We start from the raw sequence: 25,733 nt of genomic DNA on the forward strand, positions 1-25,733 counted from the left end.
TCCTGCAGGCAAGTCCGGCGGGGCGGCCACGGTCCGGGCAGGGTAGGGCCATACGATGGCGCCGCGCCGAAGAACGAACAGGCGATCGAATTCCCGTCCGAGCTCCTCGCGAAGGAGGCGGCGCCGCGCGCGGCCCGCACTGCTCACTGGAACTACCTGCACGCCCTGCCCAGCGGGGTGGACGTCGAGCTGACCGACGAGCAGCGGGCCGAGACGGCCCGGCTGCGGGAGGCCGAGCGGCAGGCGGCGGACGCGATGCGCACCGATGGTTATTGGGCGACCCTGGCGGGCCCGGCACGGATCAACCACCGCACCGCGCTCACCCACACCGCCCTGCCCGAGTGACCTCTCGCCCGGCGACGTAAGGCGTCCGGCTTCCGGGTCCTGACGCGGAAGCCGCCGCCTCCTGCCGAGCACCCTTGCACCGCAGACAGTCTTCCCGGCTTCAGCGGGCGAGGGTGACGGTGAGCGGCTCATTGAAGCAGTCGGCGGCGAGCCGGTGCAGGGTGTCAGCCTCGGCCTGGTCGACGGTCAGGCCCCAGCGGGTCTTGATCGCGGCCCAGTCGGCGAGGTAGGTGCACCGGTACTCGGCCGCGGGCGGGAGCCACTCGGGGACGTCCTTGTCCGCCTTGGAGCGGTTGGAGCAGGGAGAGACCGCGATCAGCAGGCGGGCCTCGTCCAGGTCGTTGGCGCAGGCCTCCCGCTCCTTCGTGCTCCAGTTCGAGGCACCGACTGGCGGGGAGTGTCATTCCAACCGTGCTGTATTCGACCTCTGCTGCCGGTGCCGATGGAGTGTCGGAGGCCAGCGCTACGGTGTGCCGCCATGGACACTGATGATCTTGACCGGCAGGGCGGGACGCAGATAGACGGCGCTCGGGAAAGGGAGCTGTTGTGAGTTGGCGGGGCGTGGACGGTGTCCCGGCGATATGGGAGGAAGGCGGGCTGGAGTTCCACGCGGGCACGCCGGAGGACGTGCGGGTAGTCGTGGCCGCGATGACCTCCGAGGTCAAGGACGGCCTGAACTACGACGCGGTGCCGTGGGAGAGGTTCCACCACGCCTTCGGCCCCGGCAGCGACCTGCCCGGAATCCTGACCCGGATCCGGCACAGCGACGCGAGGAGGGCCGACGACGAGCTGGAACTCCTGTGGGACACCGTCTGTCACCAGGGCAGCCCCAGTGCCGCCGGGGCGCTCGCTGTCCCCTTCCTGATCCGCATCGCCCTCACCCGCCCCCACCCACGCGCCCTTCGCCTGGTCGGAGCCCTCGCCCGCCGTCCCCACCTCGGGGACGGCACCCGCACCGGGCTCCTGCGCACCAGCACCCCTCCAGGCAGCCTCACCTTCGAGCCCAGCGGCTACGTGGGCACCTGGTCTGTCCAAGCTGCCCGGCAGGCCCTCACCGCAGACGCAGATCTGCTGCTGCCCCTGCTCGACCACACCACCCCAGCAGTCCGAACCGCCACCGCCTACGCCCTCTCGGCCGCAGCCTCCCCGGCGCGCGACCGGATCACGGCCGCCCTGCACGCACGCCTCGACGCCGAAAACGACCCGGTAACCCGCGCGAGCCTGGTCCTGGCGATCGGCGAACTGGCCTGGGAAGAACGCGACACCGCCACGACCGCACACACCCGCGCATGGTGGCAGGACCCCACCCGCCCCGCCGAGATCCGGATGAGCGCGGCCCTCGCCTGGCTCTGCCTCGTCGACGACCCCATCCCCGCAGACCTCGACACCTTCCTCGACACCGAAGCCACCGACCACCTCGCCACCCTCCTCACCCCCGTCCCCTGGCTCCAAGACCTCGCCGAGAAGGAAGGGCTGCGCACCGCCCTCACCCAGATGCGCAACCCCGACGACTACGCCTGGATCGCCGACACGTACTGACACCCCGCCTCAGCCCTCACGCACCGCCTCGCGAGCCGCCCGTGGCGCAGCGGCTTCGGTGCGGGAGTCCTCGCCGAGTCGGTAGGCCGGGTGGTGTCAGCGGGCGAGAGTGACGCCGAGCGGTTCGTTCGAGCAGTCGGCGGCGAGCCGGTGCAGGGTGTCGGCTCGGCCTGGCCGACCGTGAGGCCCCAGCGGGTCTTGATCACGGTCCAGTCGGCAAGGTAGGTGCAGCGGTAGGCGGCCGCGGGCGGGAGCCAGTCGGTGACGTCCTTGTCCGCCTTGGAGCGGTTGGAGCGGGCGGAGACCGCGATCAGCGCGCGGGGCTCGTCCAGGTCGTTGGCGTAGGCCCCCCGCTCCTTCGCGCCCCAGTTCGAGGCCCCAGTTGGCAGGGAGCGTCATTCCAACCGTGCCGTATTCGCAACTGCCGTGGAATCGGCAAGGTGTCAGGGGCGAGCGCTACGGTGCGTGGCCGTGGACGCTGCTGATCTTGACTATCGGGCCCGGACGCGGTCCGGCTGCATCCCGCCGGAGCTGGTCTCGCGGCTGCTCGAACGCGGCCACGCCGCTGTGGTGGAGCTGCAGGCCGGACACGGGGAGTGGTTCTGCGCGCTGGCGTGGGCGCGGTTGCTGGGCGAGCAGGGCCGGCAGGCCGACGCGTTGGAGGTGCTCGCCCCGTACCTGGCAACCGGCTGGTGGACGGCTGTCGAGGCCACGGCCGAGCTGCTGGAGGGCTGGGGCCGCGTCGACGAGGCAATCGAGACCACCCGGGTCCGCATGGAGGCCGGGCACCCGATGGCACTGGAGTCCTACACGCGCCTGCTCGCTCGACACGGCCGAGCCGAGGAGGCCTTCACCCTGCTGCGCCCGCACATCGGCGAGCTGTCCCTCGCCCGGGCACTGGTCGACGTCGCGGCCGCCGCCGGCCGCCACGAGGAAGCCGCCGAGCTACTCGCCGCCCGGGCCGAACACCGGTGTTCCGACTTCCCGTGGTGCTGCAAAGGCCTCGATCGCGACACGGCGATCGGCCTGATCGCCACCATCCGCGGGCGCCAGGGCCGCACCGACGAGGCCATCGCCCTACTGCGCACCGGCAGCACCACGCTGCTCAACAACCGTGAGCAACTGGCCGCGCTGCTGGCACGGCACGGCCGGATCGACGAGCTGCGGGCAACTGCGGCGAGCGACGACTCGGGGTACGCCGTACAACAGCTCGCAAGATGGCTGGAGGAGCACGGCGACGTGGAGGGGGCGATCGCGGCATACCAACTGGCCGGCGGGCCCGTGGCCGACGACCCGAACTCGGCCTTCGGGCTCGCGCAGCTCCTGGCCCGGCACGGCCGGGGCGACGAGGCGATCGACGTGATGCGCACCCTGGCCGACGCCCGCAACGGCGAGGACTGGATCCTCCACACCCTGGCCGACCTGTGCCTCGACCAAAACCGACCCGCAGACGGCCTGGCACACCTCGACGCCCTCGCCGCCGCCCGCGGGGGCGAGGAGGAGTGGGACCTCTACCGGATACGGCTGCCGCTGATCGCCGCCCGCGACGGCGTCGACGAAGCAATCGCCCAGGCCCGGAACCACCCCGAAGGTGCCGACTCCTACGCCATCGCCCGACTGCTCGCCGACGCCGGGCGCACCGAGGAGGCTGTCACCGTCCTCCGGCAACAAGGCCACACCGACAGCCACTCCCTGGCCGGCTACCTCATCGACCTCGACCGTATCGACGACGCCCTGGCCGTCCTTCAGCGACCCCGCCCCCGGACACCCATCGCCCTGGCTTACGGCCCGTGGCACGACGGTCCGCCGTTCTGAGGTTCTGCCGATCCGGACCCGCTGGATAGCGTCCCGCGCGGTGCGCAGCAGCGATGGAGGTGGTGGTGTGGGCGTGGACGGCGAGCAGCAGGGTGGCGACGGCGAGGGCGGTGTCGAATCGCACGATGGGTCTTGGGGCGGCATGGCGGGGGCAAGGCGTCGCCCGGTCCAATGCCTGGGTCCGACCGCGGTGTCGGCCGGATCGATCATGGCCATCCGAATGCGGGTACTGACCTCGGCGTTTCAAGGTGATGGCGGTGGGAGGTCGAGGGAGAGTCCGGTTCCGGTGAGGAAGCCGTCGAGGAGGTCGGGGCGGTACTGCAGTCGTTTGAGGCGGTTGCGGACGACGGCTTCGAGCCGGTCGAGGGCGACGCTGGCGAGGTTCGCCAGACTGCGTTTGACGTGGGCCCACAGGTACTCGACCGCGTTCAGTTCGGGTGCGTATGAGGGCAGCACGAACACCGTCAGCCAGTCCCGCGCGTCGATCAGGTCGCGCATCGTATGGGAGACGTGGGTGTTCAGCCGGTCCCACACGAGCACGATGGGCGCTCTGACCAGCCGGTGTATCCCGTCTATCAGCCCGATGTAGTCGTGTTCGGACAGGCTGCGGCGCTCACCCTCGCGTCCGGTGTGGCGTCGCAGCCGGTGGCACAGGCGGGTTCGTGAGCCCGGGCGCATCGCTATCAGTCCGGCGACGGAGATCCTTCCCGAGCGGCTGCCGCTCACCTTCACGATCGGGGTGATGCCGCGGCGTCCCCAGGTGCGTCCTCTGGGCGGTCTGCGGGTGAAACCGGCTTCGTCCTCGAAGCAGAGCCATCCGTCGCAGGCCGCCCGGGCGCTTTTACCTCCGCCCAGGTCGCCTCCCTCCACGCTGCCACGACCCGCTCGTCGCGTTCCGCGGCCCGGCGCGCGGGGATCTGCGGGGTGAAGCCGAGCCGGTGCATCAGCCGGGTGGCCCCCGAGACGCTGTAGGACACGTGGAACTTCCGCCCGATCAGCGTCGCCACCCGCGCGCCGGTCCACACCTGGTCCTCGTCCCAACCGTGAGCGGCCGGCCCCTGCTCGAGGTACCCGGCCAGCTTCTCCCGGCACCGCGCCGACAGCTTGCACCGCTGCCCACCCGGTCCCCGTGAGGCCAGCGCCCCGACCCCGTCCTCCCGCCAGGCCTGATGCCACTGGTAGGCCGATTTCGCGGTCACCCGCAGCCTGTGGGCAACCTCCCTCGGCGGGACACCTTCGTCGAACAACGCGGCGGCCTCCAACCGCACCGCCTCGCGGCGCTGACGTGCCTTCGCCGTCAGCCCGCCCCCATCCGCATAGCGCATACCAACGGCATAGCGCGCAAAAGACCGTCAGTCAGCTACACAAACAGGCCAATCACCTTGAAGCGCCGAGGTCAGTAACGCGAGCCGCATACGGTCTCCGCGGGTAGCCGGTGGTCCGGGAGCGCCGGATTCGTGCACTGCCGGAGAACGTCAGGCCGCCATCCGCCAGAGGAGAGCGAGCCGCCGTCATCGCTACGGCAGTGAGCGGCGCACGTGGTGGGGGTCGAGGACATCGGTGGGGAAGCGGCGGGTGGCGGTGATGCTCGCGGGCGGCCCGGAGGGGGCGACGGTGCAGGGGTCGCGGCCATGCGCGCGGTCGTGGAGGAGACGGGCGGTGCTGGTGCCGGCGATCCGCTGGAGAGTGGGCAGGGGCAGGTCGGCGAGGTGGCCGGTGGTGGTGATGTCGTAGCGGGCGAGGGTGCGGGCGAGTTTCGGTCCGACGTCGGGCAGGGCCTGGACGGGGCGGGAGCGCAGGAACCGTGCGGTGTCGGGAGTGTGGGGGTCGAAGATGCGGATGCGGCCGGGGGTGCAGGTGTCGGCGGCAAGGTGGGCGAGGAGCGGGGTGTGGCCGCCGCCGATCGCGGCGTGGAGGCCGAAGCGGGCGAGCAGGCGGGTGGCGATCAGGTCGGCGAGGCCTTCGGGGGTGCGGCGGAAGTAGCCGAGGGCGCCGGTGACGTCGAGCAGCGCGGAGTCCGGTGGCAGGGCCTGGACGACGGGGGTGATGTCGCCGAGCGCGGCGAGGGCCTCGCCGTAGATCGCGAACGGCACCTCGTGCAGGCGGACGTGGAGGATCGAGCGGCTCGTCATCAGCCTGCGCTCCCGGGATTCACCAGACGTTTCAGCATGTCTCGCCCGAGCCTGGGCCCCCACACGCGAGGGCCTGTTCGATGAGACCGCGCAGGTCCTCGTCGCGGAGGATCATCCTCGTCTTTCGCGGTTTTCTTGATCGTCTTGTGGGCTACGCGGCTGCGGCGGCCCAGGCCCGGTGGACGGCGGCGATTTCGTGGTCGGTGGGCTGACCTGCGTGTTCGGGCATATTCCTGGCCGCAATGACGGTGCGCCGGAGCTTGACGACCATGTCCTGGAAGGACGGGGTGGTCTTGGTGGTGTACCAGGGGGCGCGGGCCCGGTGCTCGGCGACGTCGGCGGGGTGGTGGCCGTGAAGGGCGTACCAGATGACGGTGAGGCTGTAGACGTACAGGCCGAACGGCACGGTGCGCTCGACCGCCGCCCGGACCCTGTTCTGGGCCTGGCCGACGTCCAGGTGTTCGCGGACTTCCTCGAAGGTGGTCTCGATCGACCAGCGGCCGGCGTAGCGTTCCACCAGCTCGGCGGCGGGGGTGGTCAGGTCGGTGGTGACCAGGGCCAGGTCGAAGGGCTTGGTCGAGCCCGGGTCGCGGACGAGCAGGACGCGGATGGTGCGGGTGTGGAAGCTGCCGTACCACAGGCAGACGAGCTCGGCGATGTGCACGGTCGCGGGCGGCCGGTTGTACCGGGTGACGGTGTGCGCGGTGAAGACTGCCTGCTCGGCCCAGCTCTTCGGGGTGCCGATCTTGGCGCCCTTCAGGCACGGCCGGCCACGGCGGCCGGTCGGCGGCGGGGCGAGTTCGTACAGGGCGGCGTTGACCGGCAGCCGGCACGTCCACGTCACCGTGCCGGGCAGCTCGCGCAGGGCGCGGCCGTGGTAGGCGCCGTCGGCCACCACGTCGATCCGCCGGTCGGTGAACGCGCGGGCCAGCAGCGCGACCAGGTCGAGGGCGAGATCGACTTTCGTCTTCCCCTGTTTGGGGCGCCACAGCCGGGCCAGGATGGGCAACGCGATCGGGCGGGTGAGGAAAGGCAGGCGCACCACCAGGGCGACCACCACGAAGCAGGTCCCCCGCCCGATGGGCTTCGGTCCGGTGGCCGCACCGTCGTACTGCCACGCGGCACCGAAGACCTTGCGCCCCGTGCGCTTGAACAGCGTGTCGTCGACGGCGACCTGCAGCGCAGCCCCCGCGGGCAGCAGCCGCTCCACGATCAGACGGGCCAGCACGAGGCCGACCCGGTCCAGGTCCCACACCCCGGCGGCGAAGAACCGGTGGGCCCGGTCGTGCGGCCACCGGGCCGACAGTCCGGCGCCGGTCAGCATCCCGGTCACCGTCCGCCGCCCAGTACGTGTCACCGTCCCCGTGACCAGCGCCGCGAGCGTCTCGAACGACGGCGCGGTGAAGCAATCCCGGAAGACCGCCAGCACGAGTAACAGCGAAGGGGGTACGGTCCCCGGTGGAAGCATCGACGGCCCCTCGACAGAGGTGGAACAGACCCGTCGATGCTTCCGCACGTCTACGACACAAGCCCCCTCTTTCGATCATGAAAACCGCGAAAGACGAGAGGTCAGCCGACGAGGGGGATCCGCGCGCCCATGGCGGGGTCTGCGGCGAGAGCGATGACGAACGGCAGGGCGACAGCGGCCGCGGACGGTGTCTCACACCCGTCTCTCGTGACGAGAGAGTACAGCGGGTAGCAGTCCTCCTCCGTCGCCTGAGCGCCCGCCCGGGCGAGCTTCCGGAGCGCCCGGGCCACGTCCTCGACCGACTTCAGAGGGTGGCCCGTCTCAAGCCCGTCCCACACCACAGCGTCCAGCGCTTCCAGCGACATTCCCGTCATCGTGATCCCCTCCACCAGCACATCACCCCGTTCACCACCGCCCGCCATCGTCCAGGAAGCCCGTCGTCCTGTCGCTCGAGATTCGCTCCGCCTCGCTCATGAGACATGTCTCAGCCTGGAGAACCGGGACTTGCGTGCCACAGCCGTCCGGCGCCGCCTCCGGACGCCGGCTGGTCGTCCGGACCGTCCGGACTGTTCAGACTGGTGCTGCGGTGCGCGTCCCGGTCGGCCTCGGCGCTGCCGACGCCGGTGGTGCGGGCGAGGTAGTCGCGGACGGCGGCGGTGCCGCCGGCGACGTGGGCGTCGGCAACCTCCTGGAGGTTCCAGGCACAGGAGCCGATCACGGTCACGCTCTTGCCGCGGCGGGAGACGGTGCCGCGGGCGAGGATCAGGAAGTGGTGAAACAGCGGGTGGGCGGCGTGGGCGTGGGTGTCGTCGAAGAAGGTGAGGTCGATCTGCCCGGTGCTCCCTTGGGAGCCGTCGTCGAGGGAGACGAAGATCGTGCGGCGGCCGCTTCTCATCGGCGGGGTCTGGATGGCGACCTTCGCGCCCGCGACCAGGACGGTCTCCCCGTCCCGGTGCTCCTTCAGCCGGTGGGCGGGGGTGACGCCGAGCTCGGCGAGCAGCGGGTGGAAGGGCTCCATGAGGTGCCGGGAGGCGTCCATGCCGAGAACCTCGAGTTCGGCCTGTGTCTCCTCGGCCGGGCTCATCACCGGCAGGCCCGTCGTACCTGGCGCCGGGGCGGTGGGATGGGCGAGAACGAGCTGGTCCGGGGAGGCGGCAGTGCGGTGTCGGTGGTGGAGTTCGTCGATCTGCAGCAGGAGCTCGCGGCGGTGCGCGCCGGGGGTAAGGGCATCGAGCGCGCCGATGCGGGCGAGGCGTTCGGCGATCGGCCGGGAGGGGCGGGCGCGGTCCCAGAAGTCGGCGACGTCCGTGTAGGGGCTGCCGGTAGCGATCCGCTCGGCGATCTCACCGGTGATGCCGTGCACGTCTGCGAGGGAGATCCGCAGTCCCAGCCGGCCGTCGGGCAGTTGCTCGGTGCGGTAGGTGGCGGCGGAATGCTGGACGTCGACCGGCAGGACGGGCACGCCGCGGCGCCGGGCGTCCGCGAGCACCAGGCGCTTCGGGTACATCCCCGGGTCGTGCTCCAGCAGGCCGGCGTAGAACGGCGCCGGCCAGTGGGCCTTCAGCCAGGCTGACTGCAGCACCGGTAGGGCGAAGGCGACCGCGTGCGCGCGGGCGAAGCCTTCTCTGAACTACTGATCCACGGTGTCCTCTGCCGCTGGGCCTGGCTGCTGAGGGGCCAGTGTCAGCACTTGCGACCGCGCCTGAGATCATCCCGGCCATGTTCGTAGCGAAGCGCAGACAGCAGGCCATCGCGGGCGTCGAGTCGCACGTCCGTGACTTCTTTGCAGGTCACGAACAGGTTCAAGCCCACGACTACGACCTCGGGCCCGGCCGTCGGGAAGCCGTCCCCGGGCTGCGCATCATCGCGGCCAGCCCGGGCCCCCGCTGCAGCGCCTGGACATACGTCACCGCCGGGTGCTGGTCCGCGGTCGAGAAGCACGGCCACGGAATTGAGTTCGCCCTGACCGCTCCGGCCGGCGACTTGAGCTTCATCGACCTGCTCGCGAAGATCGCCTACTACCACGCGGGCCACCATCTCGATCTTGAGCACAGCATGCCCATCGGTGAGCCGTGGATGCCTGGTTCGTCTTGCGACCACCTGCTCATCAGCCTGCCTTACCTCCACGACCCCGACCTGGAGATCTGCCCGCTTCCGAGCGGGCATGCCCGCATCCTCTGGGCTCTCCCGGTGACAGCCGCTGAACTCGCGTATCGCCGCGAACACGGCCATGAAGCGCTGGAGCAACTCTTCGAGCAGCACGAGATCGAGCCCACGGATCCCAGGCGCGCTTCAGTGGTCTGAGAACCTGCCCCTCGCTCCGGGCTGCCGGAGTCACGATTCACCTGTTTGGAGGAACGATGGAGGAGCCACCGTTCGGCGTGCTGTTGACGGCGGGCGGAGACTGCGGGCGGGACTTGGTTCAGGCGGTCCGATCCGTGACCGGACTGAGCGCCTGGCGGAGCAAACAACTGCTCGAAGCAGCCCCGACCACTCTCATCACTGAGACGTGGTTCGAAAGGGCAGAACAAGCAGCGATGCGCCTCAACGAACGCGGCGCCCGAGCCGAATTGGCCTGCCGGTGGTGCGAGCGAGTGATGTCTCCGAACGAATGTCCAGTGGATCCAGGCCCGTGCTCTTCGCCCTATATGTCTCCGACAGGCTGCCCTGCGAGCCGGTCCAGGCCCTGATCAGCCTCCGCCAACCACGTGGTCTCGGTATGCCTGGAAGGCCTGTGGCGTTATTGATCCGAAACGGTTGGGGTTCCGGTTCGTTGAACACCGCGTGAGTGAACTGGTGGGAGACGCGCGGCACTTGTCACCGTCGGCGCAGGAGGCGTTGCGATTCAGGGCGGTGGCCGCGCTGTTGGAGGGCCGGGACCGAGAAGAGGTCGCGGCGGTGTTCAAGGTCTCGTTGAAGACGGTGGACGGCTGGTGGGCGAAGTGGCTGGACGGCGGTCGTGAGGCGCTGATCGGGCGCCCGCGCGGGCGGCGTATCGGGGAACATCAGGTGCTGTCCGAGGCCGAGCAGGCGGCGGTGCGGCAGGCCGTGCTCGACCACCAGCCCTGTGACCTGGGGCTTGCCGGTCAGCTGTGGACGCGCTCCCAGGTGGGTGCGCTGATCGCGAAGCTGTATCGGGTCCGGCTGACCGAGCAGGGGGTGGGCAAGTACCTGCGGCGCTGGGGGTTGTCGTTCCAGCGTCCGGACAAACGGGCCGTCGAGCAGGACCCCGAGGCGGTGCGCGGCTGGCTGGAGGAAACCTGGCCGGCGATCCGCGCGAAGGCGAAGGCCGAGGGCGCCGAGGTGCTCTTCGCCGACCAGGTCGGCATCCGGTCCGACCAGGTCACCGGCCGCACCTGGGGAGAGAAGGGCCGGACCCCGATCGTGCGCCGGACCGGCAACCGGTTCTCGGTCAACGCCATGTCCGCGATCAGCACCAAGGGCCGCATGCACTTCATGGTCTTCACCGGCACCTTCAACGCGCAGGTCATGTGCCGCTTCCTCGGCCGGCTCGCCGGACACTTCGACCGCAAGGTCCACCTCGTCGTGGACCGCCACTCGGCCCACCGCTCCCGGAAGGTCCGCGCCTGGCTGGCCGACCACGCCGACCAGGTCGAGCTGCACTTCCTACCGTCGTACTCGCCCGAACTGAACCCCGACGAGTTGGTCAACTCCGACCTCAAGCGCAGCCTGCCCATGAGCCACCGGGCCCGCAACCAGGCCGAGCTCGCGGCCGAAGCACGACGCTTCTTCCGTCGCCGCCAGCGCCAGCCCCACATCGTCCGCGGCTACTTCCACGCCCCGCACGTGCGCTACACCCTCGACGAGAACCAATTGAGTTTCTGATCAATAACGGTCTGATTTGGTTCAGGCACGGATTTCGTGAAGTCGATCGTGCTTCTGTGCGTACGGTGACGCTCAGTCATATTCAGGTGGATGCCTGATGCTGTCGGAGCGCGGTGAGCGCGTTACTGGCTATCTCGTCGGGTGTGCCAGCTGCGTCGACCGTGACGAGGAGCCCTTGCCTTTCGTAGTGCTGGGTGATGGGCTCCACTATCGCTTCGTAGCTGCTGAACCGACCGCGGATGCTCTTCTCTTTGTCATCCTCACGCTGATAGAGCTCACCGCCGCAGACGTTGCAGGCGCCATCGACGTCGAGGGTGTCCACCGCCGGCTCGTAGACGTGGGCCGAGTCGTTACGGCAGAGGCGACGGGCGGACTGGTGGCGTACGCGGCCCTCCACCTCCTGCTCGGGAAGGTGCAGGCGCAACACGCTGTCCAGGGGCGTGCCGAGTTCGTGGAGCAACTCGTCCAGAGCAAGCGCCTGGGCGGCATTGAGCGGGTGCCGGTCGAGGAGGAAAGCCGTGGGGGCTGCCTGGCAAAGGTGGTCGCGGACGATCGCATTGATGATCTCGTCCGGGAGCGGCCTGCCGGAGTTCATGATCTCCGCGGACCGGATCCCCAGGTCGGTGCCCTGGCGGAGGTGAGCGCGTATGAGATTGCTGAAGTTGATGCGCGGCACTGCCAGGGCCCGAGCCAGCGAATCGCTTGGCGTCTCCCGCCACCAGGCCGGTGGTTGCAAGATGGCGATGCGCATCGAACCCGTCGGCTGGCCGCGATCAGCAGGAGCCGCTTACGGAGCAAAGGTGCCTTCGCTCGGCCGAACATGCTGCGCTTGAGCGCCTTCAGGTCGTTGACGCGGCCCTCGACCGGGCCGGATGACCAGTCGGTGCTCATGCCGTAGACGACGGCGTCGAGGTCGGGGATCAGTCCGGCGGCGAAACCGGCCAGGCCGCACTGCTCGTCGGCGCACACGTCCGCGATCCAATGCGGCAGCTGGTCTCCCTCGCGGTTGGTCATGATGGCCGCGAAGGTGCGGACGTGGCCGGCGGCGGCCGCGAGTTCGGGTGAGCGGGCCAGTAGCGCCTTGAGCTGCCGCTGGTCGTCCTCGCGCAGGTGATCGGGACGGCTGGTGATCCACCGGGTGGCCTCGCGGGGTGAGGGAGGTCTGGCGATCGGCGGCGTGGTCCCGGCGTCCCGGCGGTCGGGCCGCAGCGGCCGAAGGTAGTCGCGCAGAGTGCTGTAACTGCAGCGTGCCCCGCGTTCTTGCAGCTCACGGTGGAGCAGGGACAGGTTGGTGCAGCCCTCGGCGATGCGTTGCTCGAGGAAGGGCTTGAAGGGGTCGAGTTTGCTGGTCCGGTTCTGCCGCTGGCCATGCAGCATCGCCTCGGGGCTGGCTGCGCGAGCGTACTTGCGGACCGTGTTGCGCCCCAGCCCGAGGCGACGGGCGATCTCGCGCAGGCTCAGGCCCTGCTCGACCTGGGCCCGGACCGCGGCATGGGTGTCGCGGAGCCGATCGAGGAACTTCCCCGACGGATACGGCTCGGTCCATGCACTCGACCCGTACCCCTGCGAGATGCGGAAGCAGAAGGAACATCTCCTCACACGGGACCAGCATTCACCTAGAAGTGACGGAGCGTCACCCCGCGCACAGAAGCACGATCGACTTCACGAAATCCGTGCCTGAACCTCTGATTTGGCCCCACTTTTCCGGCCCGAGTTGGCCCCACCTGCGGGGCGCGTGGGAGCGTTCGGGGGTTGTTCCGGCTTGAGTTGGCCCCACCCTCGACGTGCGGCTGGAACGCTCGGTGTAGGTCTCCGTGAGGGGGCGATACCGAGTGGTGTCCTCGAAGGAAGAGCTGTTCCTGCTAATCCGCCGTGACTCGTGGCGGGAGGGGTTGTCGGTCCGCGCCCTCGCGCGGAAGTACGGCGTCCACCGGCGGCTGGTGCGCGAGGCCTTGTGCTCGGCAGTGCCGCCGCCACGGCGGACACCGAGGAGGCATTCTCCGAGGCTGGAGCCCTTCAAGAAAACGATCGACCAGTGGCTGCTGGACGATCTGGAGGCTCCGCCGAAGCAGCGGCACACCGTCCAGCGGATCCTGGCCCGGCTTCAGCAGGAGCTCGGGGCGGAGATCGCCTACTCGACCGTGTGGGACTACGTCCACCGGCGCCGGCAGGCGATCGCCGAGGCCGCCGGGCCGCACCCTCAGCGGGGTTCGTGATCCGCCACAATCAGCCCGGCATGGACGCGGAGGTCGACTTCGGCGAGGCCTGGGTCGACCTGGCCGGCGAGCGCACCAAGTGCTACCTGTTCGCGTTCCGGCTCGCCTACTCCGGCAAAGCCGTCCACCGGATCACCGCCTCGTGCGGGCAGGAGGCCTTCCTCGACGGCCACGTCCACGCGTTCCGCACCCTGGGCGGCATACCCGCAGGCCAGATACGGTATGACAACCTCTCACCCGCCGTGACCAGGGTGATCCGCAAGAGCAGGTCGCGGGAGGAGCATCCGCGCTGGCACGACTTCCGCCAGCACTACTCGATCACCCCGTTCTACTGCGAGCCGGGACTTCGCGGCGCCCACGAGAAGGGCGGAGTCGAAGGCCAGGTTGGCTACTGGCGGCGCAACTACCTCACTCCCGTCCCACGCGTCGACTCCCTGGACGAGCTCAACGACGCCTTCGCCGCGTTCGAACAGGCCGAAGAGAACCGGCGGATCGGGATGCGGATCCGCACCATCGGCCAGGACTTCGCCCACGAGGGCCCACTCCTGCTGCCCCTCCCCAGCGAGGCCTTCGAGACCGGGCTCGCCTTCACCCCGCGCGTCGACCGCTATGGCATGGTCGCCGTCCGCGTCTGCCGCTACTCGGTCCCGGTCCGCTACATCGGCCGCACCGTCCACGTCCTGCTCCGCTCGAACGAGGTCGTCGTCTTCCACGGCCGCACCGAGATCGCCCGCCACCCGCGCCTGACCACGAAGGGTGCCGAGCGGCTGGTGCTGGACCACTTCCTGGAGGTCCTGCTGGCCAAGCCGGGAGCCCTGGCCGGCTCCGAGGCACTCGACCAGGCCCGCCGCGCGGGCACCTTCCCCCCCGCCCACGAGGCGTTCTGGTCCGCGGCCAAGCACGCCTTCGGGGAGAGCGACGGCACGAAGGCCCTGGTCCACGTCCTGCTGCTGCACCGGCACCTGCAGCACCGCGACGTCGTCGCCGGCATCACCGCCGCTTTCGCGGCCGGAGCCTGCACCGCGGACGTCGTCGCGCTGGAGGCGCGCAAGGCCGCCGAGACCGAGGGCCGGTCCCCGACGGTCACCGTCACCGTCCCGCTGCCCGAACCGGTTGCCCCACCCGAACTGCCGCTGCCGAGCCTGACCGAACGAAGAACCGCCCGCCTGCCACCCGACCAGCGTCCCCTGCCAGCGCTTGAGCGCTGGGACCAGCTCCTGCACGACCGACCCGGAAGGGACCCTCGATGACCGGCCCGCACCACACCCTGACCGAGCCCGCCTCCGACGCCGCCATCGACACCGCCTGCCGCGTCCTGCGGCTGCCGACGATGCGGGCCCAGTTCGCCGACACCGTCAACCGGGCCGAGCGCGAGCACCTTTCCTACCGCGGCTTCCTCGCCGAACTGCTGATGGCCGAGTGCGAGGAGCGCGACCGCCGCCGGTCCGAGCGGCGCATCCGCGCGGCCGGCTTCCCGCGTTCGAAGTGGCTGTCGGACTTCGACTACTCGGCCAACCCCAATGTCACACCCGCCCTGGTCAACAACCTCGCCACCTGCGAGTGGGTCAAGAGGGGCGAGCCGCTCTGCCTGATCGGCGACTCCGGCACCGGCAAAACCCACCTGCTGATCGGCCTCGGCTCCGCCGCGGCAATGGCCGGCTTCCGGGTCCGCTACGCGCTCGCGGCCCGCCTGGTCAACGAGCTCGTCGAAGCGGCCGACGAGAAGCAGCTGACCAAGACCATCGCCCGCTACGGCCGCGTCGATCTCCTCTGCATCGATGAACTGGGCTACCTCGAACTGGACCGCCGCGGCGCCGAGATGCTGTTCCAGGTTCTGACGGAAAGGGAGGAGAAGAACAGTGTTGCGATCGCCTCGAACGAATCGTTCGGAGGCTGGACCAAGACCTTCACCGACCCCCGGCTCTGCGCGGCCATCGTCGACCGCCTCACCTTCAACGGCACCATCATCGAGACCGGCACCGAGTCCTACCGCCTCGCGCAGACCAAAGCCAGGCAGCAGACGAGGAAATAGTCAGGCGGCCGTGCGGCTGCGTCGGTAGTCTCCGCGGGTGTCGTTGACTCAGTACGTCTACTTTGCGATCGCCAGCGTGGGCACCACTGCCGACGAGATCACCCAGCTGCTTGGCGTGGAACCGGACGAGGTCACGGTGCGGGGGAGTCTGACAACCTCACCTCACACCATCCCGTTCTGTCACTGCTGGAAGGTTGTCTGCCGCGAGCCCGGCCTGCCAGTCGATGAGCAGATCGACCAGGTCATCGGCAGACTCCGACCCCACATGGAGGCGCTCACCAATCTGACAACCCGTCTCGCAACCGAGGAGGGCCCCGGGGGCGCGATTCTGCAGGTCCACCGCTACTTCAAGCGGCATGACGAGCAGCCCTGCGGCTCGCCGGACGACACGAACCTCTTCGGCTGGCACCTGGACCGCGCGGTGGTGGACTTCCTCGCAGCAACCGGCGCAGATCTGGATGTCGGCGAATACGACATGACGCCCAGCGACGACTGACACCGCCCCTTCGAAGCGGGGCCACTACAGACCGGAAGCGGGGCCACTCCGGGCCGGAACACAAGGACCCCTCGCAGCAAGCCGGGGCCAGTTCAGACCGGAAAGGTGGGGCCATACCAAACCGTTAACGCCACCTGGCCGATTTCAGAGATCCTCACCATCCTCGGGCTCGACATCTTTCTGCCACCCGACGACGCGCCGGATCGGCGGCAAAGGCAGCGCCTGGTGCAGAGTCGGCGCGTCGTTGGGTGGCGGGGCCAGATGGTGTGTCAGGTCATGGCTTCGGCGCCGGGCTCAGGTGCCGCTTGTCCAGGGTGTTTGTGCTCCAAGGGGAAGTGGGGGACCCGTCCGGGTCCAGCCCGTACGGCCAGTTGGTCGACAGATAGGGCAGGCTTCCTCCCGCGTCGGCGGCCTGCCGGGCGAGGGCCTCGGCACCCTTTCGGTCCCCCGCCTTCGCCCGCATCTGCGCCAGCTCAGCCAGGGCACTGGTGGTGCCGGCGTCGGCGGCCTGCCGGGCGTATGTCTCGGCGCCTTCCCAGTCCCCCGCCTGCTCCCGCATCCGTGCCAGCTCGAACAGGGCTCCAGGGTGGTCAGCGTCGGCGGCCTGCCGGGCGAGGGCCTCGGCAGCCTCCCAGTCCCCCACCTTCGCCCGCATCCGCGCCAGCTCAGCCAGGGCTCCGAGGTCGCCGGCGTCGGCGGCCTGCCGGGCGTATGTCTCGGCGCCTTCCCAGTCCCCCGCCTGCTCCCGCATCCGTGCCAGCTCGGACAGGGCTCCGCGGTTGCCGGCGTCGGCGGCCCGCTGAGCGAGGGCCTCGGCACCCTCCCAGTCCCCCGTCCTCGCCCGTACCCGCGCCAACATGGCTAGGGCTCCGAGGTCGCCGGCGTCGGCGGCCTGCCGGGCGTATGTCTCGGCGCCCTCCCAGTCCCCCGCCCGCTCCCGCATCCACGCCAGCTCGACCAGGACTCCGGGGCCGGCGGCGTCGGCGGCCCGCCGGGCGTAGGCCTCGGCACCCTCCCAGCCCCCCGCCCACTCCCGCATCCCTGCCAGCTCGGACAGGGTTCCAAAGTAGCCGGCTTCGGTGGCCTGCCGGGCGTAGGCTTCCGCACCCTCCCGGTCCCCTGCCTTCTCCCGCATCTCAGCCAGATCGGCCAGGGCGTTGGGGTGGTCTGCGTCAACGGCCCGCCATGCGTAGACCTCCGCTCCCTCCCAGTCCCCCATCTCCGCCCGCACCCGTGCCAGCACGGCCAGGGCGTAGGGGTGGCCGGTGTCGGCGGCCGGCCGGGCGTAGGCCTCCGCTCCCTCCCAGTCCCCTGCCCGCTCCCGCATCCACGCCAGCTCGACCAGGGCATCAGGCCGGCCAGCGTCGGCGGCCCGCCGAGCGTAGACCTCCGTCCCCTCCCAGTCCCCCGCCCCCGCCCGCACCCGCGCCAGCTCGAACAGGGCTCCAGGGTGGCCGGCGTCTGCAGCCCGCTGCCGGAAATGGTGGGCCCACTGCAGGCGGTGCCTGCGTTCGGCGGCATCGGCAAGCCGGTTGAGGTCGTCGGGGCGAGCGAGGTGGGCGTGGGCAGCATGCCAGAACGAGGCGGGAGGGCAGAGCCTGCGGCGGGTGGTGCGGCCGTGCTGTTCGAGGTAGTCGGCGAGCAGGAACACCGGACCTGCTGACGCTGCCTCCGATGTCCCCGCCCCCACAACGGGCGTCGGCTGGCCGGGGGGCCGGCGGGCCGGTCTGGGGTTGCTGCGGCGCAGGGGGGCCTGTTTGCCGTGGACGGGGCGGGCGAGGTCGGCGTAGGCGGCTTCGGCCCAGTCGTCGCCGAGCTGGTCCCAGTCCTGGTCGGAGAGGTAGTCGGCGGCTGCGTCGGTCAGGAAGGCCTGCGGGAGGTACAGTCCGACTCCGAGGCGGCGGGCGTCCATCGCCGTCTCCAGGAGTGCCCGGACTGCCGGGCTGCCGTGCTCGTAGCGGCGTAGGAGTTCCGGGGCGCCGGCCAGGTCCTGGGCGAGACGGCCATGGCTATCGGCGCGGCTGAGGGCGTCGGCCAGGAACCGGTCCCCGCCCGTGGCGAGGGCTTCGGCGCAGGCCAGCGCGTCCCGGTCGAAGGTCTCGGGGACGCTGAGGGTGCGTGCGGCCAGCAGTTCGCGGGCCCGGCTGTGCGGGTCCCGTTTGCCGGGGCGCGGCAGCGCCGTGTACTGGTCGGCGTACTCGGGCCACAAAGTGCCCAGCACCAGAACCGGGGCGCGGCCGGAATCGGTGAGCAGGGCATGAAGGGCCGCGGCGATGCGCTCGCCTGCCTGCAAATCACCAAGGTAGTGCTGGGCCTCGTTCAGCCACACCACCGTGCGCGCCGTGATGCGTTCGAGGTCGGCGAGTGCGGCCTCGGCCCGGGTCGGATCGAACGGATGCCACAGCCGCCACCCGTCGGCGGCGAGCGGCTGCACGGCCTCCCAGCACGCCCGGGTCTTGCCGGTCGAGGACGAGCCCACCAGGACCAGCATCCGACTGCAGCCCCCCGCCGCTTCTCGTACGGCGTTGTTGAGGGCCCGGTCGTGGGCGCGCGGTACGTAGCGGGGCAGCCGCCCCGACCCGACCAAGCCGGTACCGGCAGGGTGGACCTCCAGATCGTGCGGATCCCACTCGGCAATCGGCTTGCCAAGGCGCGGCTCCAGCACCTCTGCTGCACCGGTGGCGATCGGTCTGCCTGCGCGGGGCGCGGCACCGCCGCCTGGCCGGCCTTCCCGGCAGCAATGCGCTGCAGCTCCAGCAGTTCGTCCTGAACATCCAGCAACCGCAGCGCTCGGGCCAGCACCGCGACCGTATCCGCCGTGGGAACAACCCCTCCTGTGAAGGCTCCCTGGACGGTACCGCGGCTCAGTCCCGCCCTGGCGGCAAGCTGGGTCTTGGTCAGGCGCATCGCAGCCCGTTGGGCGTCCAACCGGCGGCGCAGCTCGACGAGCGCCGCCTCAGGCCCAAGGTCCTCCGTGCTCAACTGTCCTCCACCGTCGGGTGCCCAACGGTGTCCAGCTTTGTCCAGATCAACCTTGCTCAACACCCGTTCCAGGAAAGTCGAGACGCCAACACCTCGACTTCTCCTGGGAGATCCCTGTGAACCGCGTTGCCGTCGTCCTGCTCACCGCCGCCCTGATCGTCGTGTTCGCGGTCTTGGCGGCCGCTGCCGCGGGCATGCTCGCCCGTCTCGACGGCGCCACCTATCCGGCCGCCCTCGGCCGCGCCGCGGTGGCCTTCGCCGCCGTCCTCACCTTCGCTGCCGCCGTCACCGGCGTACTCGCCCAGCTGCTTGCCTGACGGCCCTCACGCCGCGGCCCGGCGGTGCCGTATTGTCTTGGGCCGCCCGGGATCGGTGTCCGCGACGGGCCGGAATCCGCGTCCGCCCCTGGTGTGCTGGAGGACGCCGCGGCACGGCCCGCCGGTTGTCGGTGGACCGGATAGGTTTTTCTGCGGGCCCGCCGGGACGAGACGCACACCTTGCCCGGCGGGCCTTCCGCGTCGCCCGGCGGGGAGAGTTCCTCTCGCACACGGGCGTGCCGGGCACCGTACGACGGTGCCCGGCACGCTGCTGTGGTGGCTGGGGTCAGGTGGTGGCGGGTTCGAGGTGGCGGTCGGCGCCGGCCTCGACGACGGTGACGCAGGCGGTGAACGCCTCGTCGGGCTGCTCCCACGGGTCGGGGACGTCCTGGCCGTCGAGGTAGAGCCGGACCTTGGCGGCGGTCGACGGGTCGGTGATCTGCGTGGTGAGGGCGTCGTGGACGGTGTGGTCCATGGCGAGGACGGTGTCGGCCCAGTCGAGCAGTTCGGGGCTGACCTGGATGCCTCGGTGGCCGGTGAGGTCGTAGCCGCACCGGGCGGCGGCCTCCACCATGGTGGGGTGGGCGGCTTCGCCGATGTGCCAGTTGCGGATCGCGGCGGCTCGGGTCTCCACGGCGGCGCCGCCGTGGCGGGCGAGGACGGCGGCGGCGAGCGGGGCTCGGCAGTGGCCGCCCTTGCAGACCGTCAGGATCCGCCGCGGCCGCCCGGTTCGGGTGTCGTCCATGGCGGTCAGACCTTCTCGATCTCGATGGCGAGGCATCCGAGGGCCTCCTTCTCGGGCGGGAAGATCTCGCGGATCGCGCGGAGCTGTTCGGTGGGGGTGGCGGTGGGGTTGATCGCCGCGGGGTTCTCGTGGGCGAACATGTCGTCGAAGTCGTGGTAGCGGGCGACGCGCTTGACGCGGGTGAGGGTGGCCTCGTTGCGGCAGGTGAAGCGGATGTGGTCGCCGGGCTTGATGCGCTGCATGGAGGTGTAGGCGACGCGGACCTCGATCGTCTTGGTGCCGTTCGCGATGAGGTCGTAGTACCGCTTGTAGATCGGCATGTCGCGGGCGCGCTTGGCGGTGGCGAGGTCGGCGGGACGGGAGGCCATGAGTCGTCCTAACTCGTGTGCGGTGAAAGAGCGAAAGAAGTGCTTCGGGTCGGTGAGCAGCAGGCCGACCAGCCACATACTGACCTTGGCGCTTCAAGGTGATTGGCCTGTTTGCGTAGCTGACCGGCGGTCATCTGCGCGCTATGCCGTTGGTATGCGCTATGCGGATGGGGGCGGTCTGACGGCGAAGGCACGTCAGTACCGCGAGTCGGTGCGGCTGGAGGCCGCCGGGTTGTTCGAAGACGGGGTCCCGCCGAGGGAGGTGGCTCGCAGGCTGCGGGTGACCGCGAAATCGGTCTACCAGTGGCACCAGGCCTGGCGGGAGGACGGGGCCGGGGCGCTGGCTTCACGGGGGCCGGGTGGGCAGCGGTGCAAGCTGTCGGCGCGGTGTCAGGAGAAGCTGGCCGAATACCTTGAGCAGGGGCCGGCCGTTCACGGCTGGGACCAGGACCAGATGTGGACCGGTGCGCGGGTGGCGACGCTGATCGGCCGCAAGTTCCATGTCTCCTACAGCGTCTCGGGGGCCACCCGTCTGATGCGCCGGCTCGGCTTCACTCCGCAGGTCCCCGTGCGGCGGGCCGCGGAACGCGACGAGCAGGCCGTGGCCGCGTGGAGGGAGGCGACGTGGGCAGAGGTAAAAGCGCCCGGGCGGCCTGCGACGGATGGCTCTGCTTCGAGGACGAAGCCGGGTTCACCCGCAGACCGCCCACAGCACGTACATGGGGACGACGTGGCAGCACTCCGGTAGTGAAGGTCTGCGGCCGCGGCTCCGGGCGGATCTCGGTCGCCGGGCTGCTCGCGATGCGACCGGGCTCGCGAACCCGGCTGTGCCACCGCGTCCTGCGACACAGCGGTCGCAAGGGCGAGCGCCGCAGCCTGTCCGAGCACGACTACATCAGCCTGATCGACGGGGTGCACCAGCTGGTCAGGGCACCGATCGTGCTGGTGTGGGACCGGCTGAACACCCACGTCTCCCATGCCATGCGCGACCTGATCGGCGCACGGGACTGGCTGACGGTGTTCGTCCTACCCGCATACGCACCCGAGCTGAACGCGGTCGAGTACCTGTGGGCCCACGTCAAACGAAGCCTGGCGAACCTCACCAGCGTTGCCCTCGACCGACTCGAAGCCCTCGTCCGGAACCGCCTCAAGCGACTGCAATACCGCTCCGACATCCTCGATGGCTTCCTCACCGGGACCGGACTCTCTCTCGACCTCCCACCGCCATCACCTTGAAGCGCCAAGGTCAGTAAACGACCCGGCGACGCCATGGGAGGAATGCGGCCTCTGGGAGACCGACGGACCGGCGATCCTCATGGACTCGGCCGAGGCGGGCAAGAACCTCGGCATGCCCTACCCGGACGGCAGCGGCGAGCCGGACCAGGCCCCCGTCCCCCTGCCCGCAGGACGCTGGAGAGTCCGCGCGTTCCACAAGACCGGCGACTCCCCCTGGATCAGCGTGGTTCAACTCCTCCCGCAGGCCGACGGCCAGTCGACAACGGCTCCTTGACTCGAACGCCGATCCCGCACCCGCAACCCGGGGACTGTCACGGACGCTGGGACAACTCGAAGTGGCCCCCAGCGTCCATCAGGCGCTCACGATCGGTACGCGGCGGCGTGATACCTGCGCAGCCTGGGGCCGCGGATCGCGGGCAGCCCGACCAGGGTGTTCCTGAAGGCTCCGTCGTGTGGTTCCAGGGGATACCAGGGGCGCGATGGCAGTGGGTAGTCGTCGCGCAGGACACCCGCCGGGAGCACCCCGGTGGCGGGCGTCGGCGAGGTCTCCTCCCCGGGGCTGGCGAGGTACGCCCAGACTCCGCTGTCCAGCGGCACCACCCTCGCCTCGCGGTCGGGTGGGCGCCACGGCTCGCCCGTGCCGGGGTGGATGTCCCGCGTCAAGCAGTTGGCAGGTTTTCGGGTTCGGGGAAGTTGGGGATGAGCGGGTCTGCGGCGCCGGTGTGGACGTCGTGGGGCCGGTTCCAGGCGAGGGCCTCGTGGGGTCGGACGGTGTTGTAGTCGCGCCGGTAGTCCTCGGCGTGCCTGACGAGGTCGAGGGCGTCGGGGATCTCCTCGAGGAACAGCTTCTCGTACTTGAGCGAGCCGAAGCCGCGCTCGCGTGACCCGTTCTGCCCGGGGGGTGCGGACCCGGGTGCGGACGTGCCGCAGCTCCGGGCGGGTGGCGATGAACGCCTCGAAGCGGAAGGAGCGGAACGGTCCTCCATTGTCGGTGACGATCGTGACCAGCGGCCGGATCGCGCCGTCGGCGTCGCGCGGCGCCAGGTCGACCAGACGGGAGCCAGCCAGCCGCTCGGCCTCTTGAAGGGCGAGCTCGATGGCGGCGACGGCGTCGTGCTGGTTCGCGGTGGGCGACACGTGCCAGCCGAGCTCGTACTTCGACCAGTAGTCCCGGCAGCCAGCCAGCCGCCAGGTCCCGCCCGCGGCGGTCTCGAACTCGGAGAAGTCGAGCTGCCAGACCTGGTTCGGGCCGGTGGGCTCGGTCGCGAACGCGGCCTTGCGGCGGGCCGCGAGCTGGCGCCGTTCCCGCTGGTAGTTCGCCTCCAGCAGCAGGCCCTCGTCCCGCAGCAGCCGCAGCACGGTGGCCTGCGAGACGCGGTGGCCATCGTGGCGACACATCGCCCAGACCTTCCGGTGCCCCCAGGCCGGATGCGCGAGCGCGTGCCGGCGGGCGGCCTCCCGGACGCTCTCGCGGGCCGGGCGCGGCCACGGCCCCCGCGGCCCGGCGCCCTGGCGGGCGCGGGCCTGGTGGCGGCGCCAGGTCCGCTCGGGCACGCCGATCAGCCGGCAGAACCTCGCGGTCGGCATGCCCGCCTCGGTGCGGATCACCTCGAGGTCCTCGAAGGGCCCAGCCGGCCCTCCGCGGACTTCTTCCACACGCGTAGCTCGACTGCCGCCTCACCCAGTGCCTGGGTCAAATCGGCTACCTGAGCTTCCAGTTGCTGTTCCCGGGTGCTGGGTCCCGACTTGCCCGCGAGCCCGGCCCGGCCGGACTCCAGGAACTGGCGCTTCCAGGTCCCGACCGACTGCTCGGACACCTTCGCCCGCCGTGCGGCCTCAGCGACGGTCATCTCACCAGCCAGGATCGACAGCACGATCCGGACCTTCTCCTCCGGCGGCAGCGCCGGTGGTCTCACCATGATCGATCAGACTCCTTCACACAGCAGGACCCGCAAGAAACGAGCCCTGCCACAAAGTCTGACGCGCGACAACGAACTCCTCGGCGTGACCGTGGAGTCGGTGACCGACTGGTGGGCCGCCTGGCAGGCCGGCGGCCGGGAGGCGCTGGTGTCCAGGACCCGTGGCCGGCGGGTGGGCGAACACCAGGTGCTCGATCCGGACCGGCAGCAGTGCGTCCGACAGGCCCTGATCGACCACCGCCCCGAAGACCTCGGCCTGGGTGGGCAGTTGTGGACCCGCGCGATCGTGTGCGACCTCATCGTCCTGCTCTACCGGGTGCGACTGACCGAGCAGGGCGTGGGCAAGTACCTCAAGCGCTGGGGGCTGTCGTTCCAGCGCCCGGACAAGCGCGCGATCGAGCAGGACCCGGAAGCAGTCCGCGCCTGGCGCGAGGAGACCTGGCCCGCGATCCGCGCGAAGGCCCGGGAGGAAGGCGCCGAGGTGCTGTTCGCCGACCAGACCGGCGTCCGCTCCGACCAGGTGTCCGGCCGGACCTGGGCCCTGCGCGGCCAGACGCCGACTATGCGCCGGACCGGCAACCGCTTCTCGGTCAACGCGATGTCCGCGATCAGCCCGCGGGGCCGGATGTGGTTCACGGTCTACCGGGGATCGTTCACCGCCGAGGTGTTCTGCGACTTCCTCGACCGCCTGAACAGGCAGTTCGACCGCCCGGTCCACCTCGTCGTCGACCGGCACTCCGTCCATCGCAGCAAGAAGGTCCGTGCCTGGCTCGCCGATCACCCCGGCCGCATCACCCTGCACCTGCTGCCCGCGTACGCGCCCGAGACCAACCCGGACGAGCTGGTCAACGCCGACCTCAAACGGACCCTGCTGCCGGCCTCCCGAGCCCGCAACGCCGACCAGCTCGCCGACGAGGTCCGCCGCTTCTTCCGCCGCCGACAGAAGCAGCCGCACATCGTCCGCGGCTACTTCCACGGCCCGCACGTCCGCTACATCACCGACAGGGCTCTTGCAAGGTCTGATTTCTCTGGCATTCGCGCTGGTCAACGGGGGATGCCGAGGAGGTCGAGGGGCTTGGTGAAGGGTTCGTAGGACAGGTCGCGGACGGCCGCGGCGATGTTGGTGGCGCCGTCGGCGCGCAGGTGGTTGAGCGCGGTGTTGCGCAAGCCGGCCATGTTCTCCGGGCCGTGACCGGTGCGGACCTGGGAACGGTCCTCGTCCCAGAGGGTGTCACGAACGTAGTGGATCTTGTTCTCGATGCCCCAGTGCCCGCGGACGGCCTGGGCGAGGTTCTCGGGCTTCGCCCGCGACGAGGGCAGGTCGGTGACCACGTAGACGGTCTCGCGGGTCCGCTTGCCGGTGGCCTGTTCGGTGCGGTGACGAGTGATCCGGGCGACCTGCCTGACGTGCGGGAACGCGAAGTGGGAGACGGTGAGGACCTGGACGACCCGGGTCTCGGTGCGACCGTGGCCCCGGCTGCGGTCGTAGTACTTGGCGGTGGCCTGCTTCCAGGGCAAGGCCCGGCAGCTGGCGTGCAGGGTCGGCTGGTTGGCCTTCACCGTCAGGACGAAGTGGGCCTTCTTGTCCTCGACCAGGAACCGGGCGGTCTCGACCTGGGTGTGCAGGGCGTCGGCGGTGACGACCGTACCGGAGATGTCCAGCGCCGCCAGCAGGTCCCGCAGGCACGGGATCTCGTTCGTCCCGTCCGGCACCCGCAGCTGAGCCAGCAGACGGTCGTCCTGGTCGACGACCGAGAGCAGGTGGGCGGCCTGCCGGTCTCGGGTGCGTGAGCCCCTCGCGCTCTTGCCGTCCGCCGCGAGCCGGCGTGGCCGGGGACCCGGCTCGCCGACCGGCTGCAGCAGGACAGCGAGCCCGGCCGGGTTCAGCTTCTCGACCACACGGCGCACAGTGTCCATCGACGCCGCCGGCCGCACGCCCAGCGCGCCGCGCGGCGGGAAGCCCAGCCTCTCCAGCGTGTGCTGCGGGGCGCGCCGTAGCCACTGACCAATCGCCGCGTACGAACGGGCCCCGGCCACCACCGCGCAGGCCGCCGCGCGGACCAGTGCGAGCAGTGGATACCGCCGTCCGCGCCGATCCCGCGGGTCCCACGCCTCGGGCCCGTCACCCGCACCGGTGACAACGCACGACAGCACGGCCGCGGGCATGGAAGACTCACAGAACACCGAAGCTCCGTTGGTAGTAAGCGACTTGAGAGGTCACTCACACCAACGGAGCTTCGGTCTTTCCGGTCACACCCCCGATGACCAGGCGCTTTG

At 70.5% G+C, this 25,733-nt stretch carries 26 protein-coding genes and 2 pseudogenes; 13 read left to right on the top strand and 15 right to left on the bottom strand.

All coding sequences use genetic code 11. The annotated features are described in order from the left end of the window. Positions 1-177: 177 nt before the first annotated feature. The 3 genes from ACQ614_RS00190 to ACQ614_RS00200 all read left to right on the top strand — a co-directional run bounded on the left by ACQ614_RS00190 (position 178) and on the right by ACQ614_RS00200 (position 3,699). Positions 178-345: a hypothetical protein gene (locus tag ACQ614_RS00190; protein WP_431675991.1), complete on the top strand. Its 168-nt coding sequence runs from the start codon at positions 178-180 to the stop codon at positions 343-345. Between the two features lie 546 nt (positions 346-891). Then, a complete protein-coding gene (locus tag ACQ614_RS00195; protein WP_431675992.1) occupies positions 892-1,884 on the top strand; it encodes a hypothetical protein in 993 nt (330 codons plus the stop codon). A gap of 471 nt (positions 1,885-2,355) precedes the next feature. Then, complete coding sequence (locus tag ACQ614_RS00200; RefSeq protein ID WP_431675993.1) at positions 2,356-3,699, top strand: tetratricopeptide repeat protein; 1,344 nt, start codon at positions 2,356-2,358, stop codon at positions 3,697-3,699. 243 nt (positions 3,700-3,942) lie between these two features. On the opposite strand, the gene ACQ614_RS00205 is transcribed toward ACQ614_RS00200, so the two are convergent. The 5 genes from ACQ614_RS00205 to ACQ614_RS00225 all read right to left on the bottom strand — a co-directional run bounded on the left by ACQ614_RS00205 (position 3,943) and on the right by ACQ614_RS00225 (position 8,881). Further along, positions 3,943-5,024 (bottom strand): IS630 family transposase gene (locus ACQ614_RS00205; RefSeq protein ID WP_431675994.1). Its coding sequence is split into 2 segments (ribosomal slippage): positions 3,943-4,536 and positions 4,539-5,024, totalling 1,080 coding nucleotides; the frame shifts between segments, so codons are not numbered across the junction. A gap of 192 nt (positions 5,025-5,216) precedes the next feature. Then, the gene (locus tag ACQ614_RS00210; protein ID WP_431675995.1) at positions 5,217-5,831 is read right to left on the bottom strand and encodes a DNA polymerase Y family protein; all 615 of its coding nucleotides are present in this window, start codon (positions 5,829-5,831) and stop codon (positions 5,217-5,219) included. Positions 5,832-5,982: 151 nt separating this feature from the next. Then, positions 5,983-7,299 (bottom strand): IS701 family transposase, encoded by a 1,317-nt coding sequence (locus ACQ614_RS00215; RefSeq protein ID WP_431675996.1) that lies wholly within the window; start codon positions 7,297-7,299, stop codon positions 5,983-5,985. Positions 7,300-7,400: 101 nt separating this feature from the next. After that, positions 7,401-7,688 (bottom strand): hypothetical protein, encoded by a 288-nt coding sequence (locus ACQ614_RS00220; RefSeq protein WP_431675997.1) that lies wholly within the window; start codon positions 7,686-7,688, stop codon positions 7,401-7,403. Between the two features lie 95 nt (positions 7,689-7,783). Next, positions 7,784-8,881: a hypothetical protein gene (locus ACQ614_RS00225; protein ID WP_431675998.1), complete on the bottom strand. Its 1,098-nt coding sequence runs from the start codon at positions 8,879-8,881 to the stop codon at positions 7,784-7,786. Positions 8,882-9,018: 137 nt separating this feature from the next. Here ACQ614_RS00225 and ACQ614_RS00230 point away from each other — a divergent pair, with 137 nt between their 5' ends. The 3 genes from ACQ614_RS00230 to ACQ614_RS00240 all read left to right on the top strand — a co-directional run bounded on the left by ACQ614_RS00230 (position 9,019) and on the right by ACQ614_RS00240 (position 11,145). Next, positions 9,019-9,603, top strand: coding sequence for a suppressor of fused domain protein (locus tag ACQ614_RS00230; protein WP_431675999.1), 585 nt, complete (start codon positions 9,019-9,021; stop codon positions 9,601-9,603). 56 nt (positions 9,604-9,659) lie between these two features. Next, a complete protein-coding gene (locus ACQ614_RS00235) occupies positions 9,660-9,989 on the top strand; it encodes a ribosomal protein L7/L12 (RefSeq protein WP_431676000.1) in 330 nt (109 codons plus the stop codon). Positions 9,990-10,137: 148 nt separating this feature from the next. After that, entirely contained in the window at positions 10,138-11,145 is a 1,008-nt protein-coding gene (locus ACQ614_RS00240) for an IS630 family transposase (protein ID WP_431676001.1), read from the top strand. 82 nt (positions 11,146-11,227) lie between these two features. Here ACQ614_RS00240 and ACQ614_RS00245 read toward each other — a convergent pair whose 3' ends face one another. Both ACQ614_RS00245 and ACQ614_RS00250 read right to left on the bottom strand, forming a co-directional pair. Continuing rightward, positions 11,228-11,821, bottom strand: coding sequence for an adenylate kinase family protein (locus tag ACQ614_RS00245; RefSeq protein WP_431676002.1), 594 nt, complete (start codon positions 11,819-11,821; stop codon positions 11,228-11,230). Next, a complete protein-coding gene (locus ACQ614_RS00250) occupies positions 11,737-12,744 on the bottom strand; it encodes a hypothetical protein (protein WP_431676003.1) in 1,008 nt (335 codons plus the stop codon). The genes ACQ614_RS00245 and ACQ614_RS00250 overlap by 85 nt, the downstream gene beginning before the upstream one ends. Before the next feature lie 236 nt (positions 12,745-12,980). On the opposite strand from ACQ614_RS00250, the pseudogene istA reads away from it, so the two are divergent. The 3 genes and pseudogenes from istA to ACQ614_RS00265 all read left to right on the top strand — a co-directional run bounded on the left by istA (position 12,981) and on the right by ACQ614_RS00265 (position 15,889). Further along, positions 12,981-14,611, top strand: a pseudogene (gene istA / locus ACQ614_RS00255) (IS21 family transposase). Next, positions 14,608-15,393 (top strand): IS21-like element helper ATPase IstB, encoded by a 786-nt coding sequence (gene istB / locus ACQ614_RS00260; RefSeq protein ID WP_431676004.1) that lies wholly within the window; start codon positions 14,608-14,610, stop codon positions 15,391-15,393. Before istA ends, istB begins: the two are co-directional and overlap by 4 nt. 37 nt (positions 15,394-15,430) lie before the next feature. Beyond that, positions 15,431-15,889, top strand: coding sequence for a DUF4279 domain-containing protein (locus ACQ614_RS00265; protein WP_431676005.1), 459 nt, complete (start codon positions 15,431-15,433; stop codon positions 15,887-15,889). 274 nt (positions 15,890-16,163) lie between these two features. On the opposite strand, the gene ACQ614_RS00270 is transcribed toward ACQ614_RS00265, so the two are convergent. Next, on the bottom strand, positions 16,164-18,323 hold the full coding sequence (locus tag ACQ614_RS00270) for a hypothetical protein (protein WP_431683790.1): 2,160 nt from the start codon (positions 18,321-18,323) through the stop codon (positions 16,164-16,166). Then, entirely contained in the window at positions 18,209-18,796 is a 588-nt protein-coding gene (locus ACQ614_RS00275) for a helix-turn-helix domain-containing protein (protein WP_431683791.1), read from the bottom strand. Before ACQ614_RS00275 ends, ACQ614_RS00270 begins: the two co-directional genes overlap by 115 nt. 191 nt (positions 18,797-18,987) lie before the next feature. Here ACQ614_RS00275 and ACQ614_RS00280 point away from each other — a divergent pair, with 191 nt between their 5' ends. Further along, positions 18,988-19,188: a hypothetical protein gene (locus ACQ614_RS00280; RefSeq protein ID WP_431676006.1), complete on the top strand. Its 201-nt coding sequence runs from the start codon at positions 18,988-18,990 to the stop codon at positions 19,186-19,188. Between the two features lie 286 nt (positions 19,189-19,474). Here ACQ614_RS00280 and ACQ614_RS00285 read toward each other — a convergent pair whose 3' ends face one another. Continuing rightward, complete coding sequence (locus ACQ614_RS00285; RefSeq protein ID WP_431676007.1) at positions 19,475-19,933, bottom strand: low molecular weight phosphotyrosine protein phosphatase; 459 nt, start codon at positions 19,931-19,933, stop codon at positions 19,475-19,477. 5 nt (positions 19,934-19,938) lie between these two features. Next, complete coding sequence (locus ACQ614_RS00290) at positions 19,939-20,301, bottom strand: ASCH domain-containing protein (RefSeq protein WP_431676008.1); 363 nt, start codon at positions 20,299-20,301, stop codon at positions 19,939-19,941. A gap of 154 nt (positions 20,302-20,455) precedes the next feature. Here ACQ614_RS00290 and ACQ614_RS00295 point away from each other — a divergent pair. Together ACQ614_RS00295 and ACQ614_RS00300 are read left to right on the top strand one after the other, a co-directional pair. Beyond that, a protein-coding gene (locus ACQ614_RS00295) for an IS630 family transposase (protein WP_431676009.1) occupies positions 20,456-21,537 on the top strand; the annotation gives its coding sequence in 2 pieces (ribosomal slippage) (positions 20,456-20,941 and positions 20,944-21,537; 1,080 coding nt in all). Then, a complete protein-coding gene (locus ACQ614_RS00300) occupies positions 21,482-21,811 on the top strand; it encodes an Imm21 family immunity protein (protein ID WP_431676010.1) in 330 nt (109 codons plus the stop codon). Before ACQ614_RS00295 ends, ACQ614_RS00300 begins: the two co-directional genes overlap by 56 nt. A 385-nt stretch (positions 21,812-22,196) precedes the next feature. Here ACQ614_RS00300 and ACQ614_RS00305 read toward each other — a convergent pair whose 3' ends face one another. The 3 genes and pseudogenes from ACQ614_RS00305 to ACQ614_RS00315 all read right to left on the bottom strand — a co-directional run bounded on the left by ACQ614_RS00305 (position 22,197) and on the right by ACQ614_RS00315 (position 23,456). Continuing rightward, entirely contained in the window at positions 22,197-22,922 is a 726-nt protein-coding gene (locus ACQ614_RS00305) for an integrase core domain-containing protein (RefSeq protein ID WP_431683792.1), read from the bottom strand. Next, positions 22,873-23,124, bottom strand: a pseudogene (locus ACQ614_RS00310) (IS3 family transposase); the annotation flags it as partial. The pseudogene ACQ614_RS00310 and the gene ACQ614_RS00305, both read right to left, overlap by 50 nt. Before the next feature lie 17 nt (positions 23,125-23,141). After that, the gene (locus ACQ614_RS00315) at positions 23,142-23,456 is read right to left on the bottom strand and encodes a transposase (protein ID WP_431676011.1); all 315 of its coding nucleotides are present in this window, start codon (positions 23,454-23,456) and stop codon (positions 23,142-23,144) included. On the opposite strand from ACQ614_RS00315, the gene ACQ614_RS00320 reads away from it, so the two are divergent. Beyond that, a complete protein-coding gene (locus ACQ614_RS00320) occupies positions 23,455-24,549 on the top strand; it encodes an IS630 family transposase (protein WP_431676012.1) in 1,095 nt (364 codons plus the stop codon). The genes ACQ614_RS00315 and ACQ614_RS00320 overlap by 2 nt on opposite strands. Here the strand turns inward: ACQ614_RS00320 and ACQ614_RS00325 are convergent. Next, positions 24,501-25,622: an ISAs1 family transposase gene (locus ACQ614_RS00325; protein WP_431676013.1), complete on the bottom strand. Its 1,122-nt coding sequence runs from the start codon at positions 25,620-25,622 to the stop codon at positions 24,501-24,503. The two genes, ACQ614_RS00320 and ACQ614_RS00325, sit on opposite strands and share 49 nt — an antisense overlap. Positions 25,623-25,733: the final 111 nt, after the last annotated feature.

The organism is Kitasatospora dryopteridis (assembly GCF_050749075.1).
Taxonomy (GTDB): Bacteria; Actinomycetota; Actinomycetes; order Streptomycetales; family Streptomycetaceae; genus Kitasatospora.

What these genes read in the sequence shown, in the direction of transcription:
- ACQ614_RS00210 (WP_431675995.1), bottom strand. Translation starts at nt 5,831, where the DNA reads ATGACGAGCCGCTCGATCCTCCACGTCCGCCTGCACGAGGTGCCGTTC.
- ACQ614_RS00215 (WP_431675996.1), bottom strand. Translation starts at nt 7,299, where the DNA reads ATGCTTCCACCGGGGACCGTACCCCCTTCGCTGTTACTCGTGCTGGCG.
- ACQ614_RS00230 (WP_431675999.1), top strand. Translation starts at nt 9,019, where the DNA reads ATGTTCGTAGCGAAGCGCAGACAGCAGGCCATCGCGGGCGTCGAGTCG.
- ACQ614_RS00235 (WP_431676000.1), top strand. Translation starts at nt 9,660, where the DNA reads ATGGAGGAGCCACCGTTCGGCGTGCTGTTGACGGCGGGCGGAGACTGC.
- istB (WP_431676004.1), top strand. Translation starts at nt 14,608, where the DNA reads ATGACCGGCCCGCACCACACCCTGACCGAGCCCGCCTCCGACGCCGCC.
- ACQ614_RS00275 (WP_431683791.1), bottom strand. Translation starts at nt 18,796, where the DNA reads ATGCGCCTGACCAAGACCCAGCTTGCCGCCAGGGCGGGACTGAGCCGC.
- ACQ614_RS00285 (WP_431676007.1), bottom strand. Translation starts at nt 19,933, where the DNA reads ATGGACGACACCCGAACCGGGCGGCCGCGGCGGATCCTGACGGTCTGC.
- ACQ614_RS00290 (WP_431676008.1), bottom strand. Translation starts at nt 20,301, where the DNA reads ATGGCCTCCCGTCCCGCCGACCTCGCCACCGCCAAGCGCGCCCGCGAC.
- ACQ614_RS00300 (WP_431676010.1), top strand. Translation starts at nt 21,482, where the DNA reads ATGGCTTCCTCACCGGGACCGGACTCTCTCTCGACCTCCCACCGCCAT.
- ACQ614_RS00305 (WP_431683792.1), bottom strand. Translation starts at nt 22,922, where the DNA reads ATGGCCACCGCGTCTCGCAGGCCACCGTGCTGCGGCTGCTGCGGGACG.
- ACQ614_RS00320 (WP_431676012.1), top strand. Translation starts at nt 23,455, where the DNA reads ATGATCGATCAGACTCCTTCACACAGCAGGACCCGCAAGAAACGAGCC.
- ACQ614_RS00315 (WP_431676011.1), bottom strand. Translation starts at nt 23,456, where the DNA reads ATGGTGAGACCACCGGCGCTGCCGCCGGAGGAGAAGGTCCGGATCGTG.
- ACQ614_RS00325 (WP_431676013.1), bottom strand. Translation starts at nt 25,622, where the DNA reads ATGCCCGCGGCCGTGCTGTCGTGCGTTGTCACCGGTGCGGGTGACGGG.